This window comes from Stenotrophomonas sp. RIT-551, assembly GCF_026241915.1.
In the GTDB taxonomy this organism is placed as follows: Bacteria; Pseudomonadota; Gammaproteobacteria; order Xanthomonadales; family Xanthomonadaceae; genus Stenotrophomonas; species Stenotrophomonas bentonitica_A.
In genome coordinates this window covers 47,091-65,201 of record NZ_JAPJIU010000002.1, presented here as the reverse complement: position 1 = coordinate 65,201, position 18,111 = coordinate 47,091, and the positions used below count along the sequence as shown (strand labels likewise).

Sequence of the window (18,111 nt, the reverse complement as noted above, 5' to 3'; positions counted from 1 at the left end):
CCCCCACGTCTGGAGAGACCCCGCATGAACCACGCCACGCGCTGTACCGCCGCCGTTGTGCTCTGCGCCGCCCTGCTTGCCCCGTTTGCCGCCAGTGCCCAGGACGAGGCCGCCTCTCCCTTCAGCTGGAACGTGACCGGCGTGTCGGACTACGTGTTCCGCGGTGTCTCCCAGACCGATGAAGATCCGACGATCCAGGCCGGTTTCACCTATACCTCGCCGGTCGGCCTGTACGCCGGTGTCTGGGGCTCGGGCGTGGACTTTGGCGATGGCGGCCCGGATGCCGAGGTCGACTACCTGATCGGCTACGCCTTCGACGTGACCGACACCGTCAACCTGGACCTGCTGCTGAACCGCTACACCTACCCGGGCTCCAGCGAACTGGCGTACAACGAGTTCATCACCAAGACCACCTTCGCCAAGCAGTACAGCCTGACCTTGACCTACACCAACGACGTGTTCAATTCGGGCACCGATGCGTGGTACTACGCCGTGGGTGGCGAGTGGGCGCTGCCGCAGGACTTCACGCTGAGCGCCAACGTCGGCCGCAGCACCTTCGAAGAAGGCATCTCCAAGGATTACACCGACTGGAACGTCGGCGTCAGCCGCCAGTTCGGCCTGTTCAATCTCGGCCTGGGCTACTACGGCACCGACGGCAACGGCCGCGACAACTCCGGCAAGCTGGCCGACAGCCGCGTGGTGTTCACGGTCGGCATCGGGCAGTAACCGGCGCCCGACACCGCCGACCACCTCGCGAATCAGAAAAGGCGCCCGGATGGGCGCCTTTTCTCTGTGGGTCTCACACCGGAACCCCTGCTGGAGCGCCGCCCCCTTCCTGTTCAAGGGGGCGCGCCAACGGCGCGGGAATACGGTGGATTGGACCATTGATCATCTGTGCCGAAGGCGCAGGTGATCAATTCCAGCTCAACACCACCTTGCCGGCCTTGCCCTGTTCCATCAGGTCGAAGCCCTTCTGGAACTCATCGATCGGCAGCTGGTGGGTCATCACCTTGCCCAGCGGGAAGCCGGACAGCACCAGCTGGGTCATCTTGTACCAGGTCTCGTACATCTTGCGGCCGTAGATGCCCTGCACGGTCAGGCCCTTGAAGATGATCTTGTCCCAGTCGCAGCCCGCGCCCTTGGGCATGATGCCGAGCATGGCGATCTTGCCGCCGTGGTACATGCAGTCGAGCATGTCGTTGAACGCGCGCGGGTTGCCGCTCATTTCCAGGCCCACGTCGAAGCCCTCCATGTGCAGCTCCTTCATCACGTCCTTGAGCGAGGTGTTGGACACGTTGACCACGCGGGTGGCGCCCATGTCGGCGGCCAGCTTCAGGCGGAAATCGTTGACGTCGGTGACCACCACGTTGCGCGCGCCGATGTGCTTGCAGATGCCCGCGGCGATGATGCCGATCGGGCCGGCGCCGGTGATCAGCACGTCCTCGCCGATCACGTTGAACTCCAGCGCGCAGTGCGCGGCGTTGCCGTACGGATCGAAGAAGGCGGCCAGCTCGGACGGGATCTGGTCCGGGATCGGCCACAGGTTGCTGGCCGGCATCACCATGTATTCGGCGAAGGCGCCGTTGACGTTGACGCCGATGCCCACGGTGTTCGGGCACAGGTGCTGGCGGCCGCCGCGGCAGTTGCGGCAATGGCCGCAGACGATGTGGCCTTCGGCCGAGACGCGCTGGCCGATTTCATAACCGGTCACGCCCGGGCCGATCTCGGCGATGCGGCCGACGAACTCGTGGCCGATGGTCAGGCCCGGCTTGATCGTGCGCTGGCTCCACTCGTCCCACAGGTAGATGTGCAGGTCGGTGCCGCAGATGGCGGTCTTTTCCAGCTTGATCAGGACCTGGTTCGGGCCGGGAGTGGGGACCGGAACCTCTTCCAGCCAGATGCCCTTGGCGGCTTCGCGTTTGACCAGGGCCTTCATTGTTTGCTGCGCCATCGGGGTGGAACTCATCTGGGGGAAAACGCGGATTATAAAGGGCTGCGCGGAATTCCCATGTTGCGCTGCGGGTGCGCTGGCGGAACGAAAGGCGGGGGTGCGTGGGCGTTTCGAACGGCGCCGCTGCGCTCGCCGGGCCATGCCCGGCGGACGGCGGCATGGCCCAGCCCATGACTTCCGGGGATCGGGCCGGGGCAGGGGGCTGGGCTACACTCGGCGGTTCTTTCACCAGGGGCTGCTCAATGCGCTCGAACCTGCTTGCCTTCTCCGTCGTCGCCAGCCTTGGGCTGGTCCAGGTCGCCCATGCCGCTGAAGGCATGTGGGTGCCGCAGCAGCTGCCGGAAATCGCCGGCCCGCTCAAGCAGGCCGGCCTGAAGCTGTCCCCGGAGCAGATCTCCAACCTGACCGGCGACCCGATGGGCGCGGTCGTGGCATTGGGCGGCTGCACCGCCAGCTTCGTCTCCCCGCAGGGCCTGGTGGTCACCAACCACCACTGCGCCTACGGTGCGATCCAGCTGAATTCGACGGCCGAGAAGAACCTGATCAAGGACGGCTTCAACGCCCCGACCCTGAAGGACGAACTGAGCGCCGGCCCGAACGCCCGCGTGTTCGTGCTGGACCAGATCACCGACGTCACCGACCAGGCCAAGGCCGCCATCGCCGCCGCCGGCAAGAACCCGCTGGCCCGGACCCGCGCGCTGGAGGCCTTCGACAAGGCCCAGACCGCCGCCTGTGAAGCCGATGCCGGCTTCCGCTGCCGCCTGTACAGCTTCTCCGGCGGCAACACCTACCGCCTGTTCCGCAACATGGAAATCAAGGACGTGCGCCTGGTCTACGCGCCCCCGGGCAGCGTCGGCAAGTTCGGCGGCGACATCGACAACTGGATGTGGCCGCGCCACACCGGCGATTTCTCGTTCTACCGCGCCTACGTGGGCAAGGACGGCAAGCCGGCCGCCTTCTCGGCCGACAACGTGCCTTACCAGCCCAAGCACTTCCTGAAGTTCGCCGACCAGCCGCTGGGCGCCGACGACTTCGTGATGGTGGCCGGCTACCCGGGGCGCACCAACCGCTACGCCCTGGCCGGCGAGTTCAATGAAACCGCCAGCTGGACCTACCCGACCATCGCGCGCCACTACAACGCGGTGCTGAAGATGATCGACGAGGCCGGCAAGGCCGACCCGGACGTCAAGGTGAAGTACGCCGCCACCGCGGCCAGCATGAACAACGTGGCCAAGAACTACGCGGGCCAGTTGGAAGGCTTCAAGCGCATCGACGCGGCCGGCCAGAAGCAGGCCGAAGAAGCCGCCGTGCTGGCCTGGCTGAAGAAGCGCGGTGCCGCCGGCAAGCCGGCCCTGGCCGCACATGCGCAGCTGATCCAGCACCTGGACACCAGCAAGGCCACGCGTGAGCGCGACCTGTTCGTCAGCCAGTTCAACAGCACCTCCGCAGTGGGCTCGGCGATCACCCTGTACCGCCTGTCGATTGAACGCAGCAAGGCCGATGCCGAGCGTGAGGTCGGCTACCAGGAACGTGACCTGCCCTCGATCGAAGGCGGCCTGAAGCAGATGGACCGCCGTTACGTGCCGCGCATGGACCAGCAGCTGCAGACCTACTGGCTGAGCCAGTACGTGGCCCTGCCGGCCGCGCAGCGCAGCAACGAGGTGCTCAACCAGTGGCTGGCCGGCAGCGACAAGGCCGCCGTGGATGGCCTGGTCGGCAAGCTCTCGGGCACCAAGCTGGGCAGCCTGGATGAGCGCCTGAAGTGGTTCAAGGCCGACCGCGCTGCCTTCGAAGCCAGCACCGACCCGGCGATCCAGTACGCGGTGGCGGTGATGCCGGCGCTGCTGCAGCAGGAAGAGCAGAAGAAGACCCGCGAAGGCGAGTCGCTGGTATCGCGCCCGCTGTACCTGCAGGCCGTGGCCGACTACAAGAAGAGCAAGGGCGAGTTCGTCTATCCGGACGCCAACCTGTCGCTGCGCATCACCTTCGGCAACGTCATGGGCTACGGCAAGGACGGCGTGAACTACACCCCGTTCACCACCCTGGAAGGCGTGGCGGCGAAGGAAACCGGCGAAGACCCGTTCGATTCGCCCAAGGCGCTGCTGGAAGCGGTCAAGGCCAAGCGCTATGGCGGGCTGGAAGACAAGCGCATCGGCTCGGTGCCGGTGAACTTCCTGTCCAACCTGGACATCACCGGTGGCAACTCCGGTTCGCCGGTGCTCGATGCCAACGGCAAGCTGGTCGGCCTGGCCTTCGACGGCAACTGGGAATCGGTGAGCTCGAACTGGGTGTTCGATCCGGTGATGACCCGCATGATTGCCGTGGACAGCCGTTACATGCAGTGGATCATGCAGGAAGTGGCGCCGGCGCCGCAGCTGCTGAAGGAACTGAACCTCAGCAAGTAAGCCGACACGTCGGTTTCGATGACCCCGCAGCGAAATCTGCGGGGTTTTTTTTATGTGCGACGTACAGTCAAGCCCGCGGCGCCTTGTTTTCCCCCGTGGGGGCGCGCCGGCCTGGGCCGGGCAAGGGAGGCCAGCAAGCCAGCATGCCCGCAAGCAACGAAGCGCAAAGCGCCGCACAGCTTCACCGCCGCGACCGGGTATGATCCCTGTTCGGTGTGGTTTCACAGGATGTGAACGAAACGCCGCAACCTCCTCCCCCCAAGGACCCCTTGTCCGCATGCGCATCCTGCTTGCCCGTCACGGCGAAACGCCGTGGAATGCCGAAGGCCGCTACCAAGGCCAGATCGATATCCCGTTGTCGCCGATCGGCGAAGCCCAGGCCAAGGCCTTGGGGGAACGCCTCAACTCGGTCGACATCACCCGCGCCGTCGCCTCACCGCTCGTGCGTGCCCAGCTGACCGCCCAGCTCGCCCTTGGCGCCGAGCGAGCCCCGATGCTGCTGACCGAGCCGGACCTGCAGGAAATCGCCCACGGCGAATGGGAAGGCCTGCTGGCCAGCGAGATCCACGAGAAGGATCCCTCCCGCCTGCGCGCCTGGCGCGAAGAGCCGGATACCGTGCTGATGCCCGGCGGCGAATCGCTGCGCCTGGTGCTCGAGCGCAGCTGGCGCGGCCTGGCCCGTGCCGCCGAAGGCCTCGGCGAGCATGACACCCTGCTGGTGGTCGCCCACGACGCCGTCAACCGCGTGATCCTGTGCCGCATCCTCGGCCTGCCGATCTCGCGGCTGTGGACCTTCCGCCAGGCACCGACCACCCTCAACCTGCTCGAAGGGCCCGACCTGGACCAACTGGAAGTGGTCCGCCTCAACGATTGTGCCCACCACACGCCGTTCTTCGGCGAAGCCAAGCACCGCGCGCTGTAACGCACTGCGTCCCATCCTGCCGTCCGCCCCAACGATTCCGATCCAACGACCATGACCACCACCGCCCGCCCGCAAACCCTTTCCGACTGGCTCGGCTACATCGAGCAGCAGCACCCCGCCACCATCGACATGGGGCTGGACCGGGTGCGTACCGTGGCGCAGGCGATGGGGCTGGGCGCACCGGCCGAGCGCAGCATCGTGGTCGGGGGCACCAACGGCAAGGGCTCCACGGTTGCCTTCATCGAGGCGATCGCCCGTGCGGCCGGCTGGAAGGTCGGCGCGTACACCTCGCCGCACCTGCTGCGCTACAACGAGCGTGTGCGCATCGATGGGCAGGACGCCAGCGATGACGCGCTGATGGCCGCCTTCAACGCCATCGAAGACGCGCGCGGCGATACCACGCTCACTTATTTCGAGTACGGCACCCTGGCCGCGCTGCATCTGTTCGCGCAGGCCGGGCTGGATCTGGCCGTGCTTGAAGTCGGCCTCGGCGGGCGCCTGGATGCGGTGAACATCGTCGATGGCGACGTGGCGGTGATCACCACTGTAGACATCGATCACAGCGATTGGCTGGGCGAGGACCGCGAAGCGATCGGCACCGAGAAGGCCGGCATCATCCGGGGCTGGAAGCCGGTCATCCTGGGCGAAATCGATCCGCCCTCGAGCGTGCTCGCGCGTGCCTACCTGCTCGGGGCCAATGCCATCCGCGGCGGCAGCGACTTCTTCGCCGAGGCCATCGATGGCGAACGCTGGCGTTGGCGTGATGTCGGCTTCCGGCTTGAACTGCCGCACCCGGCCCTGCGTGGCCCGATCCAGCGCGCCAATGCCGCCACCGCGATTGCCGCGCTGCGTGCCCTGGATCGCCCGCTGCCGCGCACCGCTTTCATCGAGGGCGTGGCGGCCGCGCGCATCCGTGGCCGCCTGCAATCCTTCGATCGTGATGGTGTGGAGGTGCTGGTCGATGTCGGCCACAACCCGCAGGCCGCCCGTGAGCTGGCGGCGGCGCTGAAGGCCAGTCCCGTCACCGGCAGCACCATCGCCGTGTTCGCTGCCCTGCAGGACAAGGATGCTGCCGGTGTCGTGGATGCCTTGGCCGATCAGGTCCAGCAGTGGCATCTGGCCGGCCTGGAGGGCGCGCGTGCGCAGAGTGCCGCGGAACTGCGGGCACGCCTGGCGGGTACGGCTGCGGCCGCCGCAACGCCGCACGCGACCGTCGTGGAGGCCCTGCAGCATGCCGTGACGCAGGCCAACGCCGGCGACCGCGTGCTGGTGTTCGGCTCCTTCCATACCGCCGCACAGGCGCTGCAGACGCTCGACCCCGGCGCCTGAGGGCGCTTTGCGGTGCCGTTCAGCCGCATCAGCCGCCGCACACGCGCGCACCCGTATAATCGCCGTGGCATTCCGCCGCGCCGCCTGCCTGCCTTCACGTGGATACTCCTCTGAAACAGCGACTGATTGGTGCCATCGTCCTGGTGGCGTTGGCCGTGATTTTCCTGCCCATGCTGGTCAAGGGTCCCGCACCTGACAGTGGTGTCGCCAACGTGCCGATCAGCGCACCGGCCGCGCCATCGGATGGCCAGTTCGAAACCCGCGAGCTGCCGCTGGTCGCACCGACCGGTGGCGCCACCGGCCTGCAGAGCGGGGCATCCACCACCCAGCCGCTGGCCGACAGCGCTGCCGTCGCCGCCGATCCGGCCCCGGCCGATACCTCGCCGGCCGTGGCCGCCGGCAACTACGCCGTGAGCTTTGGCGCCTACGCCAGCGAAGCCGATGCCGACCGCGTCATCGCCTCGCTGAAGAGTGCCCAGCTGGCGGGCTTCCGCGAGCCGGCCACCATCAACGGCCGCCAGGCCTGGCGCGTGCGTGTCGGCCCCTACGCCGATCGTGCGCTGGCCGAAGCGGGCCGCCTGCAGGCGGTGAAGGTGCGCAACGACGTCAAGGCCGAGGTGATCACCCTCGATGCGCGCGCGGACACCGCGGTTGCCGCGACCCCGGCCGCCACCGCACCGACTCCCTCGGCTGCACCGCCGGCCTCCAGCGCCGCCGCCGCGCCATCGGGCAACACGGTGAAAACCGAATCCCTGCCGGCCGAACCGTTCGCGGCCGCCAAGCCGGAACCGAAGCCGGCCGCGCCCAAGCCCGAACCCAAGCCGGCACCGGCACCCAAGCCCGAAGCTGCCGCTGCGGCGCCTGCTGCCCCGGTGGCCCCGGCGGCCAGCAGCGTCGGCTTCGCCGTGCAGCTGGGTGCCTTTGGCCAGGCCACCGAAGCCAACGCGCTGCGCGACAAAGTCCGCGCCGCCGGCTTCAGCGCCTTCGTGGAGCAGGTCCGTACCGACAAGGGCACCCTCAACCGGGTCCGCGTCGGGCCGGTCGCCAACCGCGCCGATGCCGAGAACCTCAAGGCCCAGGTCGCCGCCAAGGTCGGCGTGGCCGGCATGGTCCGCCCGCATCCCTGATGCCTGACCTGCGCCGCCCCGCATCTGCTGGACGGCGCCTGCCGCGCGGCCTGACGGCATGATCGACATCGTCCTGCTGGTCCTGATCGGCGCCTCGGTCCTGCTGGGGCTGATGCGCGGCTTCGTCGGGATCGTGGTTGGCACGCTGTCCTGGCTGCTGGCCGGTTGGGCCGCATTCCTGTTCGGCAACGACGCGGCGCACGGGTGGGCCGCCCCCCTGGAACCGGGCACCGGCCACTATGTTGCCGGCTATCTGGGGGTCTTCCTGATCGTCATGATCGCGGTGGGCCTGATCGGCATGCTGATCAAGGCCGCCGTGAAGGTCACCTGCCTGACGGGCGCCGACCGCATGCTGGGCGGCGCGCTGGGCCTGGTCCGGGGCGCCTTCCTGGGCTGCGTGCTGCTGATGCTGGCCGCCTTCACACCGTTGCCGCAGGAGCCGGCCTGGCAGACCTCGCAGGTGCGTCCGCTGCTGCAGCCGGGCGTGCGCTGGATGCAGGCGCAGCTGCCCGAGATGGCGTTGCCGGAGGTGAATCTGCCGCAACTGCCGACGATGGATTTGGGCAAGCCGCTCGCGACAGGCGATAATGGCGTCCTTGGCGAGGTAGTGGCAGGGCGCGGATGGCCGCGTCCCGTTGACGAGGGGAGGGAGACGGCACCTGCCGACGCTGCGGCGCGCGGGCCGGCTTCCACACTGCCAGTCAATATCGAGCCGGCGCACCCGCGTCCGGACGACACCGCTCCGGCACGGAACGGTACCCCCGGCCAGGCACGGCCACCTTTACTGTAGATGGGCGCAGCCCAGCGGAGAACTCGCACCATGTGTGGCATCGTCGGAATCGTCGGCAACCAGAACGTCGCCGGGCAGTTGTATGACGGCCTGACCGTCCTCCAGCATCGTGGCCAGGACGCGGCCGGCATCGCCACCGCCGATGGCACCCGCCTGCGCGTGCAGAAGGCCAATGGCCTGGTGCGTGATGTGTTCGATGCCAAGCGGATGTCCACGCTGGAAGGCCGCGTCGGCATCGCGCATGTGCGCTATCCCACCGCTGGTTCGGAAGGCATGGACGAGGCGCAGCCGTTCTACGTGAACTCGCCGTACGGCATCGCGCTGGCCCACAACGGCAACCTGATCAATACCGAAGCCCTGCGCCAGCAGGTGTTCGAGCAGGACCGCCGCAACGTCAACACCGATTCGGACAGCGAAGTGCTGCTGAACGTGTTCGCCTTCGAACTGGACGCGCAGCGCCAGCTGACCCCGGAAGCGGCGATCCGCGCCGTGGCCGCCGTGCACCGCCGGGTCAAGGGTGGCTATGCGGTGATCAGCGTGGTGCTGGGCCTGGGCCTGGTCGCCTTCCGCGATCCGCATGGCATCCGCCCGCTGGTACTGGGCAAGCGCGCCCATGCCGAAGGCGATGAATACATCGTGGCCTCCGAATCGGCCGCACTGGACGTGCTCGGCTTCCAGCGCGTGCGCGACGTGCGCCCGGGTGAAGCGCTGGTCATCACCGCGCGCGGCGAGCTGTTCTCCGAAGTCTGCGCCGAGCCGGTCGAGCACAGCCCGTGCATCTTCGAGTACGTGTACTTCGCGCGCCCGGATTCGATGATCGACAACGTGTCGGTGCACAAGGCGCGCATGCGCATGGGCATCAAGCTGGGCGAGAAGATCCTGCGCCTGCGCCCGGACCACGACATCGACACCATCATCCCGATCCCGGATACCTCGCGCGATGCCGCGCTGGAGATCTCCAACACCCTCGGGGTGAAGTACCGCGAAGGCTTCATCAAGAACCGCTACATCGGCCGCACCTTCATCATGCCGGGCCAGGGTGAGCGCGTGAAGTCGGTGCGCCGCAAGCTCAACCCGATCCACCTGGAGTTCCGCAACCGCGTGGTGCTGCTGGTGGATGACTCGATCGTGCGCGGCACCACCAGCCAGCAGATCGTGCAGATGGCGCGCGACGCCGGTGCCCGCAAGGTCTACCTGGCCAGCGCCGCGCCGCCGGTGCGCTACCCCAACATCTACGGCATCGACATGCCGGCGGCCGAAGAACTGGTCGCGCACAACCGCAGCATCGAAGAAATCGAGAAGCACCTGGGCTGCGACTGGCTGATCTACCAGGACATCGAGGACATGGAAGCGGCGGTGAGCGAAGGCAATCCGGAGCTGAAGTCGTTCGATTCCTCGTGCTTCAACGGCGTCTACCCGACCGGGATCGAGCCGGGCTACTTCGAGCGCATCCAGCAGCTGCGTTCGGACGATGCCAAGCACAAGCGTCGCGCCTGAGGGCAGGGCATGAGTGATGTGTTGGACAGCGCGGCCGGCGATCTGCTGCAGGCCGCGCAGCAGTGCCTGGCCGAGCCGGATCCGCTGCGCAAGGTCGCATTGACCCAGCACTACGCCGCGCAGTTCCGGGCCGGTCACCTCAAGGCACCGGCCGATGCGCCGCCACCGGCGCCGATCCGGATGCCGGGCCGCCCCGCCAGGCCGACCCTGGTCCACCCGCGCGATCTGCCGCGGCGCGGCCTGGGCAGCGTGGAGGGGCGTGCCGCCTTCGTGCATGCCATCGCGCATATCGAACTCAATGCGATCGATCTGGCCTGGGATGCGGTGTACCGATTCCGCGGCCTGCCGACGTCGTTCCATGCCGACTGGGTCAGCGTGGCCGATGACGAATCGCGCCACTTCATGCTGCTGCACGACCGGCTGCAGGCCAATGGCTATGCGTACGGCGATTTCGACGCGCACAACGGCCTGTGGGAAATGTGCGAGAAGACCGCCCATGACGGCCTGGCCCGCATGGCGCTGGTGCCGCGCGTGCTCGAAGCGCGCGGGCTGGATGTCACCCCGGGCATGATCGTGAAGCTGCGTGCCGGTGGCGACCATGCCACCGCCGATGTGCTGGAGATCATCCTGCGCGAAGAAGTGGCGCACGTGGCCGCCGGCTCGCGTTGGTATCGGTGGTACTGCACGCGTGAAAACGTCGAGCCGCGACCGCGTTTCATGGCGCTGCTGAAGGAATACGCCGGCGGCTACCTCTATGGCCCGTTCAATCTCGAAGCGCGCCTGCTGGCTGGCTTTGATGAGGAAGAACTGGCCGAGCTGATCGAACAGACCGAGCTGCGCGGTCAGGTGTTGGCCAGCACCACGCGCTGACCGCTCGCGGTCGGCCGGTTGACGTAGAACAGGCCCGGCCCGGGTCGATACGGCAACTCCCGGGTGCCTTCATCGGCGGCGTAGAGCAGCGCGGTATCGCCCAATGCATCGAAGTTCCAATGTGCGGACTGCATCAGGTAGCGCTGGCGCAGCAGCAGCTCCTGCGCGGCGTCCAGCGGCTGGCCGGCCAGCAGCCGCGCTGCGATCGGTTGCAGCTCCATCGGCAACGCCAGCGCAGGCAGTTGGTCGGGCGAGGTCGTCCACGCCACGCCCGCCGCGGCGGCGCGCTGGTGCAGCAGCCGCAACGCGATGAACTGGTAGCGCGCATCGATCTCGCGGCGCAGGACGACCGCCGCGTACCCACGCAGGGTGGGTTGCGGCAGCACGCTGCGGCTGCCGGCGATGCGCTGCTGCTGCCACTGGTGCCAGACATCGACCCAGATCGCGTCATCGCCCAGGCCGAGCGTGCGCTGCCAGCGGCGGCAGGTTGCCTGCGCGGTGCGGTAGACCGTGCTCGCGCGCAGCAGTGCCAGCGGCGGCACCGCGCCTGGCGCCAGCCCGGTACCCCGCAGCAGCTGCCCCTGCGGGCGGCTCAGCAGTTTGGGCCCTTCGATACGCTGGTCGTAGCCGCCGCCAATGTTGGCGTGCACGCCCGGCAGGGCGATCTCTTCGTGCTCGGGCGCCACGCTGGTAAGCGCGAAATGCTCGCGGTGTTCATCGCGGGCGACCAGCTGCACCACCTTGTCCGCACAGCCGGGGCGCAGCGCGAGCGCCGGCATCTCATCGCGGTGCTGGCGGGCGATCGCCACCACGGTATCGAGCAGCCCCACGAAGCGTACCGGCCGCGCGGTGGCGGGGAATCCCGGCGCCAGCGCCCAGCCCGAGCGCACCAGCTGTTCGCGCAGCCACGCGGCACCGGCGGGCGCATTGAGCACGTTCACCACGTCACGTGCACTGGCCGCGCCACGCGAATAACCGAACAGATCCACCCGCACGCTGCCCAGGGTATGACCGGGCTGCGCGCGGGCCAGCTGGCGCAGCGCCTCCGGCAGCAGCTGCTCCAGCGCGCGCCGTCGTTTGGCGCGTACGCCGGTGCGTCCGATGCCGAACGCCAGCCCCATCAGGTCGTCTTCCTCGCCGGTACGCGTGCCCACGCCTTCGATGTAGATCGACAGCGCGAGGGTGCTTCCGGCCGGCGGCAGCTGCCGATGGTCCGGGTACAAAGCGTGCAGCCGCGCGATGTTGGTCAGGCCGTTGCTGTAACTGCTGGTCAAGCGGCTCTGGTACGGCGAGGCATCATCGGCGACCACCGCAGGTGGGCGCGGCGCAGGCGTGGTGGCACCGGGCGGGCGCGAGGCGCGCTGCAGGTTGTCGGCGTTGTTGCGGGTGCCGTCGAAGAACAGGCCGATGTGCAGCGACACCGTCGGCGCCGTCGTCGGTTGGGTAGCTGCCACCGCCATATCGTCCCTGTTCCCCGAGGATGCCGGCTAAGGTAGCGCGGAAGCCCCGCGCCGGAACAGCACGGCAGGCAGGGCCGCTGCCGGCGTCAGCTCGCCAGCGAATCCAGTGTCCAGCCGTCCGGGGTGACGCGCAGCACCGAGCCCTGTTCGTACCAGTCGCCCAGCACGATGCGCGTGCAATCGCGGCCCCCGGCCTGCAGGGCATGGATGGCGGGGCGGTGGGTATGGCCGTGGATCATGGTGTCCACGCCGTAGCGGCCGAAGGTAGCGTCCACTTCCGCCGGCGCGACATCGGTGACGGTCTCGAACTGGGCACGGTCCCCCTGTTTCATTTCCGACTGGCGCGCCTGGCTGGCATCGCGGGCCTTCTGCGCGAAGGCAATGCGCGCGGCCAGCGGCTGCGACAGGAACTGCGCCTGGAACACCGGGTCGCGGGTCTGTGCGCGGAACTGCTGGTAAGCGGTGTCGTCGGTGCACAGCAGGTCGCCATGCTGCAGCAGCACCGGGCGGCCGTACAGATCGATCACACTCGGGTCGGGCAGGATCGTGAATCCCGCGCGGCGCGCATAGTCCTCGCCGACCAGGAAATCGCGGTTGCCACGGATGAAGTACACCGGCACGCCGGCGTCGGCCACGGCATGCAGCGCGACCGCGACCGCATCGGCGGCCGGGGAGGGCGTGTCATCGCCGATCCAGGCTTCGAACAGATCGCCCAGGATGTACAGGGCATCGGCCTGCATCGCTTCATCGCGCAGGAACGCCAGGAACAGGTCGGTGATGGCTGGACGACTCGGGTCCAGGTGCAGATCGGAGATGAACAGCGTGGTCATGCCCGCATTGTAAAACGGGATCACGGGCGAGGCATCGCTGCAGGGTGAAGCGCCTGGCTGCGTCAACGCAGCACGGCCATGGCCGCTACAGCGGCAGCCACTGCAGGCTGGCCGCCGCCAGCAGGGCGGCAATCCCGGTCGCGGCCAGCACATCGCTGGGGTAATGCAGCCCCAGCACGACCCGCGACAGCCCGATCAGCATCGTAAAGGGCACCAGCACCGGGGCCAGCCACGGGTAATAGGCCAGTGCCACGATCGTGAAGGACACCGCGTGCAGGGTGTGCCCGGACGGGAAACTGAACTCGTCCAGCGGCGCCACCCAGGCGCGGATGCGCAGGTCGGCGGCGTAGGGCCGCGGGCGTCGCGTCCAGCGTTTGAGGCCCTTGTATAGCAGCAGGGCCATCAAGCCGGTGGCGGCCATGTGCAGCGAGGCGCGCAGGCCGTCCAAGCCATCCAGCAGCACCAGCGCACCCATCAGTGCGTACCAGAAGGCGCCATCGCCCAGGCGGCTGATCACCGCGAAGGCATGGCGGATCCGGCGGTGCCGGCAATAGTGGTTGGCGCGGCGGCACCAGCGCGTTTCGCGGCCACGCAGGGCGTCAAGCGGCGTGGTCGGCATGTGCCCTCCGGGCGTGGGCCAGTTCAGCGAGCAGCGCATCGAACTCGGCGACCACGTGCTGCGGATGCAGGCGCTTCATCGCCGTGGCGGCGTTACGGCCGAGCCGGTGGCGCAACGTATCGTCGCCGGCCAGCTGCACGGCGGCGGTCACAAACTCGCTGTCGTCACTTACGGCGATGCCGTTCTCATCGGTAAGCAGGTATTCGCGGGCGGCGCCGTAGTCGAAGGCGACCGTGGCCAGTCCGCTGGCCATGGCTTCAAGGGTCACGTTGCCGAAGGTCTCGCTGCGGCTGGGGAACAGGAACAGATCGCCGCTGGCGAAATGGCGCGCCAGCGCATCGCCGCGCTGCACGCCGCAGAAGATGAAGTCCGGGTTGTCGTGGGCCAGCCTGGCGCGCGCTGGGCCATCGCCGACGAAGATGAAGCGCGCCTTCGGGCGTACCTGCTGCAGGCGGCGGAACGCTTTGACCGCCAGCCCGAGATTCTTCTCCGGGGCGATGCGGCCGACATGGATCGCCGCGAATCCGTTGCCGTCGATGCCCCATTCCTCGCGCAGCGCCGGGTCGCGCCGCTCGGGTTCGAACTGGCTGCTGTCCACCGCGCGCGCCAGCAGGCGGACGCGGTCGAAGCCCTGCTCGCCGAGGAACTGCTGCAGCTCCTGGGTCGGCACCAGCGTCGCATCGGCCTGGTTGTGGAAGCGGCGCATCCAGCGCAGCGCGGCGGCCTGCAGCCAGGCCACGCCGTAGTCGGGCAGGTATTCGTCAAAGCGGGTATGGAAGCCGGTCGCGACCGGAATGCCGAGGCGTCGCGCGGTGCGCAGTGCCGACCAGCCCAGTGGGCCTTCCGTGGCGATGTAGATCGCGTCCGGCCGCTGCTGCTGCCACTGGCGGCTCAACCGGGCGGGCGCGGGCAGGCCGAAGCGCAGGCCGGGGTAGCGCGGCAGGTTGGCGCCGGTGACCAGGACGGTGCCTTCGGCGTTGTCCACATCGGACGGTTGCCGGGGCCGGACCAGATCCACCTGGTGGCCGGCGGCACGCAGCCCCAGTTCCAGGCCCTGCACGGTCAGGGCGACGCCGTTGACTTCCGGGGGATAGGTTTCGGTGACGATGGCATAGCGCATGGCGGGCCTCCGGTATGCCACGCATGCTGGGGCCGGGCGATGTAGCCGACATGACCGCCGTATGACGCCGGCATGACGCGCACGCCGGCAGAAAAACACCACGGCCCCGAAGGGCCGTGGTGATCAAGCGAGGTTACCGGGCGGCGATCAGAAACGCTGCTGGTACTTCATGTACAGGAAGCGGCCGATGTCGTAACCGCCGTAGTACGAGAACGTCGAGTTCGGCTGGGTGTACATGATCGGGCCGTACTTCTCGAACACGTTGTTGGCACCGACCGAGACGGTGGCGTCCCACGGCAGGGAGTAGCGGAACTGCACGTCGTGGAAGGTGACCGAGCCGCGCTCGTTGTAGTCACGCGAGCCGGCATACCACGGGGCCTGCACGCCGGGGTCGGAGCACTCGTCCGGTCGGGCTCGTGCGTTGATGCAGCGTTCCTTGACGCCGGAGTAGTAGCGGGCGGTCCAGCTGGCGCCGAAGTTGCCCACGTCCCAGCCCAGGGTCAGGTTGGAGCGCACGCGGAAGCCGCTGCCGATGCCGTTTTTCGTTTCGGGCACCACATCAGCGTCGTTGGTGGTGCGCTCGAGGTAGGAACTGACATAGGTCGTCGTCCACCCCGTGCTCAACTTGCCATGGCGGGTATCCAGGTGGTGGCTCAGCTCCAGGTCGTAGCCTTCGGTTTCCAGGAAACCGGAGTTGCGCCTGCCGTACGTCAACTGGTCCACGATGCCGGTGACCGGATCGCGGGTGAAGCCGCTGCAGCGCGAGGTGATGCCCTGCTCATAGCAGTCGCGCAGCATGTCGTTGGGGTGATCGTTGACGATGGTGTTGTCGATGCGGACCTTCCACCAGTCCAGCGCCACGTTGAGGTGGGGCACGAAGGACGGGCTCCAGACCAGGCCCAGCGTGCGGCTGGTCGAGGTTTCCGGCTGCAGGTCAGGGTTGGAGCCGTTGGTGAACGGCACCGGGGTCTGGTCGCTACTGCTGGTGATCGGCACGCCGCCCTGGCGCAGCTGGCGGTAGGCGTCGGCATTGGCGATGTCGGCGGCGCACCGGGCACGCACCTCGGCACTGCTGGCCGAGGCCCCGTAGACGGTGTCGCAGGGGTCACGGTAGCCGGTGGTGAAGGTTTCCGAACCGCCGCCATACAGATCGGAGATGGTCGGCGCGCGGAAGCCCTGCGCCCATGTGCCGCGCACCAGCAACTGTTCGATCGGCTTCCACTTGAAGCCGAACTTGCTGTTGAGGGTGGTGCCGAAGGTGCTGTAGTCCGAGTGGCGGGTGGCGGCGCTCAGGCTCAGCTCGCGCGCACCCGGCAGGTCGGCCAGGATCGGCACGCTGAGCTCCAGGTAGGCCTCATTGACCTTGTAGCCGCCCCCGGTCGGGCCGGCGGCCAGGTTGGTGGTGGCACCGCTCTGGGCCAGCGCATCGGGGATGAACTCACCGGCCTCCTTGCGCGTTTCCACGCCGAAGGCGAAGCCCAGATCACCGGCCGGCAGGGTCATCACCGTACCGGCGATGCTGGCGAACGCATTGCGGGTGGTGGTCTTGCCGCGCGTGATTTCCGGCGGGAACAGATGGTCGATCAGGGCCTGGTTGCCGCTCAGCCCATTGGGGTCGTTGCTGCCATACGGCGCCAGCGGGTTCCACGGCATGCAGCCCGCGATCGGTGCGCCCGGGACGCCACATTCCACCTTGCCGGTGGCCTCGTTGTAATACGACGGGCCGACCGCGTTCTTGACCCGTTCCTTGTGCAGATTGCCGGTCGACCGCTGCAGCAGTTCGCTGCGGTTGTACTGGTAGCCCACTTCCCAATCGAAGTAGCGCTCGCCCACCTCGAAGCTGCCTTCCAGCGCGGCCACGGCGCGCCAGGTGGTCAGCTCGCTGGTGCTGACCCGCGGAACCTCCCAGGCGCGGCGGTTCCAGGCGATGTCGGTGGGGGTGTCATAGCCGTGGTGGTTGCCGAACGGATTGAACCAGCTGTCGGCCGACATCCGCCCGATACCGGCGGTGGCGGACTGCAGCGGATAGCCGGCCACCTGGCGCGTGGAGGTGCGCTTGTTGTAGCCCAGCTGGGTGGTCAGGCGAATGTCATCGGTCAGGTCCAGGCGGCCATCGAGGAACAGCGAATCGCGCTTGAGCGGCGAGATCAGGTGCATCTGCTCCTGTGCGTTGCTGACATCACCGGTGAACGGGGTCAGATCGCTGAGATGGTAGTTGGCCGGGTTGGTCGGGTCGGCGCCGCGATCCAGCGAATAATTGCAGCCCGCCGCGGCGGTGCAGCCCGGGCCCCTCAGGCCAGTGATCTGGCCCCACTGGCTGAGCTGGGTCCAGTTGTCGCCGGGGTGGCGGGTGGTGTTCGGGAATTCGCTGAACCAGCGGTTGCGTGCCCAGACGCCCTTCTCTTCGGTGTGCTCGGCCGAGAAGGTCAGCGAGGCACGGTCGTTGGACCAGCCGGCCACCACATCGACACTGGTGCGCGCGCCATCACCTTGGCTGTACTGGCCCTGGTAGACGTTGGCGGTCACGCCGCTGACGTTGCTGCGGGTGATGATGTTGATCACGCCGGCCATGGCGTCCGAGCCATAGATCGCCGAGGCGCCATCCTTCAGCACTTCCATGCGTTCGATCGCCGAGACCGGCACGCTGGAGATGTCCTGGTAGCCGCCGGTATTGATGCCCAGACGCTTGCCGTTGATCAGCACCAGAGTGCGTTGTGCGCCCAGGTTGCGCATGTCGATGTAGGTGCCGCCGGCATTTTCGCCGGCAGCGAGCACGTTGGAGCGGCTCAGCGCCGGGCTGCCTACCGCGGTCAGGTTCTGCAGGATGTCGGCGACAGAACTGAAGCCCTGCCGCTCGATGTCGGCGCGGCTGATCGCGAGCACCGGCTGGGCGGACTCGACATCGACCTGGCGGATGCGCGACCCGGTGATCTCGATGCGGTCCAGGGTGGTCGGGGTGGCGTCCTGGGCGAGGACGGCGGTGGAAGCCAGGCCAGCGGTGCCGGCGACCAGGGCCAGGCGGATCGCCTGCCCCAGCGGGGTAGTGGATGAAGACATGATCGACTCTCTCTCTAATCGGAACGACGTCCAAGAAGTCGGCGGACCCAAGTACCGCCTTCTTCAAAAATCCAGCCCAATGAAGGCCGGTGTCCCGAGAGTAGATCGATTCGTTAAGCGTTCATGAAGGACAT

General features: G+C 67.9%; 14 protein-coding genes. 8 read left to right on the top strand and 6 right to left on the bottom strand.

The window, feature by feature from the left end:
- Window positions 1-24: 24 nt before the first annotated feature.
- Window positions 25-726: a TorF family putative porin gene (locus ORK51_RS02900; RefSeq protein ID WP_266083936.1), complete on the top strand. Its 702-nt coding sequence runs from the start codon at window positions 25-27 to the stop codon at window positions 724-726.
- 187 nt (window positions 727-913) lie between these two features.
- On the opposite strand, the gene tdh is transcribed toward ORK51_RS02900, so the two are convergent.
- Window positions 914-1,936 carry an L-threonine 3-dehydrogenase gene (gene tdh, locus ORK51_RS02895; RefSeq protein WP_026070190.1) on the bottom strand — a complete coding sequence of 341 codons (1,023 nt, stop codon included), beginning with the start codon at window positions 1,934-1,936 and terminating at the stop codon, window positions 914-916.
- Window positions 1,937-2,193: 257 nt separating this feature from the next.
- Between tdh and ORK51_RS02890 the strand changes: the two genes are divergently transcribed.
- The 7 genes from ORK51_RS02890 to ORK51_RS02860 all read left to right on the top strand — a co-directional run bounded on the left by ORK51_RS02890 (window position 2,194) and on the right by ORK51_RS02860 (window position 10,891).
- The gene (locus tag ORK51_RS02890; protein ID WP_070426702.1) at window positions 2,194-4,356 is read left to right on the top strand and encodes a S46 family peptidase; all 2,163 of its coding nucleotides are present in this window, start codon (window positions 2,194-2,196) and stop codon (window positions 4,354-4,356) included.
- A gap of 277 nt (window positions 4,357-4,633) precedes the next feature.
- Entirely contained in the window at window positions 4,634-5,278 is a 645-nt protein-coding gene (locus ORK51_RS02885; RefSeq protein WP_019185829.1) for a histidine phosphatase family protein, read from the top strand.
- A 51-nt stretch (window positions 5,279-5,329) separates the two neighbouring features.
- Window positions 5,330-6,607 carry a bifunctional tetrahydrofolate synthase/dihydrofolate synthase gene (gene folC / locus ORK51_RS02880; protein WP_266083933.1) on the top strand — a complete coding sequence of 426 codons (1,278 nt, stop codon included), beginning with the start codon at window positions 5,330-5,332 and terminating at the stop codon, window positions 6,605-6,607.
- Window positions 6,608-6,705: 98 nt separating this feature from the next.
- Entirely contained in the window at window positions 6,706-7,734 is a 1,029-nt protein-coding gene (locus tag ORK51_RS02875) for an SPOR domain-containing protein (protein ID WP_266083931.1), read from the top strand.
- A gap of 58 nt (window positions 7,735-7,792) precedes the next feature.
- Window positions 7,793-8,524: a CvpA family protein gene (locus ORK51_RS02870; protein ID WP_266083929.1), complete on the top strand. Its 732-nt coding sequence runs from the start codon at window positions 7,793-7,795 to the stop codon at window positions 8,522-8,524.
- 30 nt (window positions 8,525-8,554) lie between these two features.
- Entirely contained in the window at window positions 8,555-10,021 is a 1,467-nt protein-coding gene (gene purF, locus ORK51_RS02865; RefSeq protein WP_019185825.1) for an amidophosphoribosyltransferase, read from the top strand.
- Between the two features lie 9 nt (window positions 10,022-10,030).
- The gene (locus tag ORK51_RS02860) at window positions 10,031-10,891 is read left to right on the top strand and encodes a ferritin-like domain-containing protein (RefSeq protein WP_266083926.1); all 861 of its coding nucleotides are present in this window, start codon (window positions 10,031-10,033) and stop codon (window positions 10,889-10,891) included.
- On the opposite strand, the gene ORK51_RS02855 is transcribed toward ORK51_RS02860, so the two are convergent.
- The 5 genes from ORK51_RS02855 to ORK51_RS02835 all read right to left on the bottom strand — a co-directional run bounded on the left by ORK51_RS02855 (window position 10,864) and on the right by ORK51_RS02835 (window position 17,977).
- The gene (locus ORK51_RS02855) at window positions 10,864-12,351 is read right to left on the bottom strand and encodes a phospholipase effector Tle1 domain-containing protein (protein WP_266083924.1); all 1,488 of its coding nucleotides are present in this window, start codon (window positions 12,349-12,351) and stop codon (window positions 10,864-10,866) included. The genes ORK51_RS02860 and ORK51_RS02855 overlap by 28 nt on opposite strands.
- An 86-nt stretch (window positions 12,352-12,437) precedes the next feature.
- A complete protein-coding gene (gene lpxH, locus ORK51_RS02850) occupies window positions 12,438-13,181 on the bottom strand; it encodes a UDP-2,3-diacylglucosamine diphosphatase (protein WP_019185822.1) in 744 nt (247 codons plus the stop codon).
- An 85-nt stretch (window positions 13,182-13,266) separates the two neighbouring features.
- Window positions 13,267-13,800 carry a phosphatase PAP2 family protein gene (locus ORK51_RS02845; protein ID WP_019185821.1) on the bottom strand — a complete coding sequence of 178 codons (534 nt, stop codon included), beginning with the start codon at window positions 13,798-13,800 and terminating at the stop codon, window positions 13,267-13,269.
- Window positions 13,781-14,920 (bottom strand): glycosyltransferase family 4 protein, encoded by a 1,140-nt coding sequence (locus ORK51_RS02840; protein ID WP_266083921.1) that lies wholly within the window; start codon window positions 14,918-14,920, stop codon window positions 13,781-13,783. The genes ORK51_RS02845 and ORK51_RS02840 overlap by 20 nt, the downstream gene beginning before the upstream one ends.
- A 147-nt stretch (window positions 14,921-15,067) precedes the next feature.
- Window positions 15,068-17,977 (bottom strand): TonB-dependent receptor plug domain-containing protein, encoded by a 2,910-nt coding sequence (locus ORK51_RS02835; protein ID WP_070473750.1) that lies wholly within the window; start codon window positions 17,975-17,977, stop codon window positions 15,068-15,070.
- Window positions 17,978-18,111: the final 134 nt, after the last annotated feature.

What these genes read in the sequence shown, in the direction of transcription:
- ORK51_RS02885 (WP_019185829.1), top strand. Translation starts at nt 4,634, where the DNA reads ATGCGCATCCTGCTTGCCCGTCACGGCGAAACGCCGTGGAATGCCGAA.
- ORK51_RS02870 (WP_266083929.1), top strand. Translation starts at nt 7,793, where the DNA reads ATGATCGACATCGTCCTGCTGGTCCTGATCGGCGCCTCGGTCCTGCTG.
- ORK51_RS02890 (WP_070426702.1), top strand. Translation starts at nt 2,194, where the DNA reads ATGCGCTCGAACCTGCTTGCCTTCTCCGTCGTCGCCAGCCTTGGGCTG.
- ORK51_RS02845 (WP_019185821.1), bottom strand. Translation starts at nt 13,800, where the DNA reads ATGCCGACCACGCCGCTTGACGCCCTGCGTGGCCGCGAAACGCGCTGG.
- folC (WP_266083933.1), top strand. Translation starts at nt 5,330, where the DNA reads ATGACCACCACCGCCCGCCCGCAAACCCTTTCCGACTGGCTCGGCTAC.
- ORK51_RS02900 (WP_266083936.1), top strand. Translation starts at nt 25, where the DNA reads ATGAACCACGCCACGCGCTGTACCGCCGCCGTTGTGCTCTGCGCCGCC.
- ORK51_RS02860 (WP_266083926.1), top strand. Translation starts at nt 10,031, where the DNA reads ATGAGTGATGTGTTGGACAGCGCGGCCGGCGATCTGCTGCAGGCCGCG.
- ORK51_RS02835 (WP_070473750.1), bottom strand. Translation starts at nt 17,977, where the DNA reads ATGTCTTCATCCACTACCCCGCTGGGGCAGGCGATCCGCCTGGCCCTG.
- purF (WP_019185825.1), top strand. Translation starts at nt 8,555, where the DNA reads ATGTGTGGCATCGTCGGAATCGTCGGCAACCAGAACGTCGCCGGGCAG.
- ORK51_RS02840 (WP_266083921.1), bottom strand. Translation starts at nt 14,920, where the DNA reads ATGCGCTATGCCATCGTCACCGAAACCTATCCCCCGGAAGTCAACGGC.
- tdh (WP_026070190.1), bottom strand. Translation starts at nt 1,936, where the DNA reads ATGAAGGCCCTGGTCAAACGCGAAGCCGCCAAGGGCATCTGGCTGGAA.
- lpxH (WP_019185822.1), bottom strand. Translation starts at nt 13,181, where the DNA reads ATGACCACGCTGTTCATCTCCGATCTGCACCTGGACCCGAGTCGTCCA.
- ORK51_RS02855 (WP_266083924.1), bottom strand. Translation starts at nt 12,351, where the DNA reads ATGGCGGTGGCAGCTACCCAACCGACGACGGCGCCGACGGTGTCGCTG.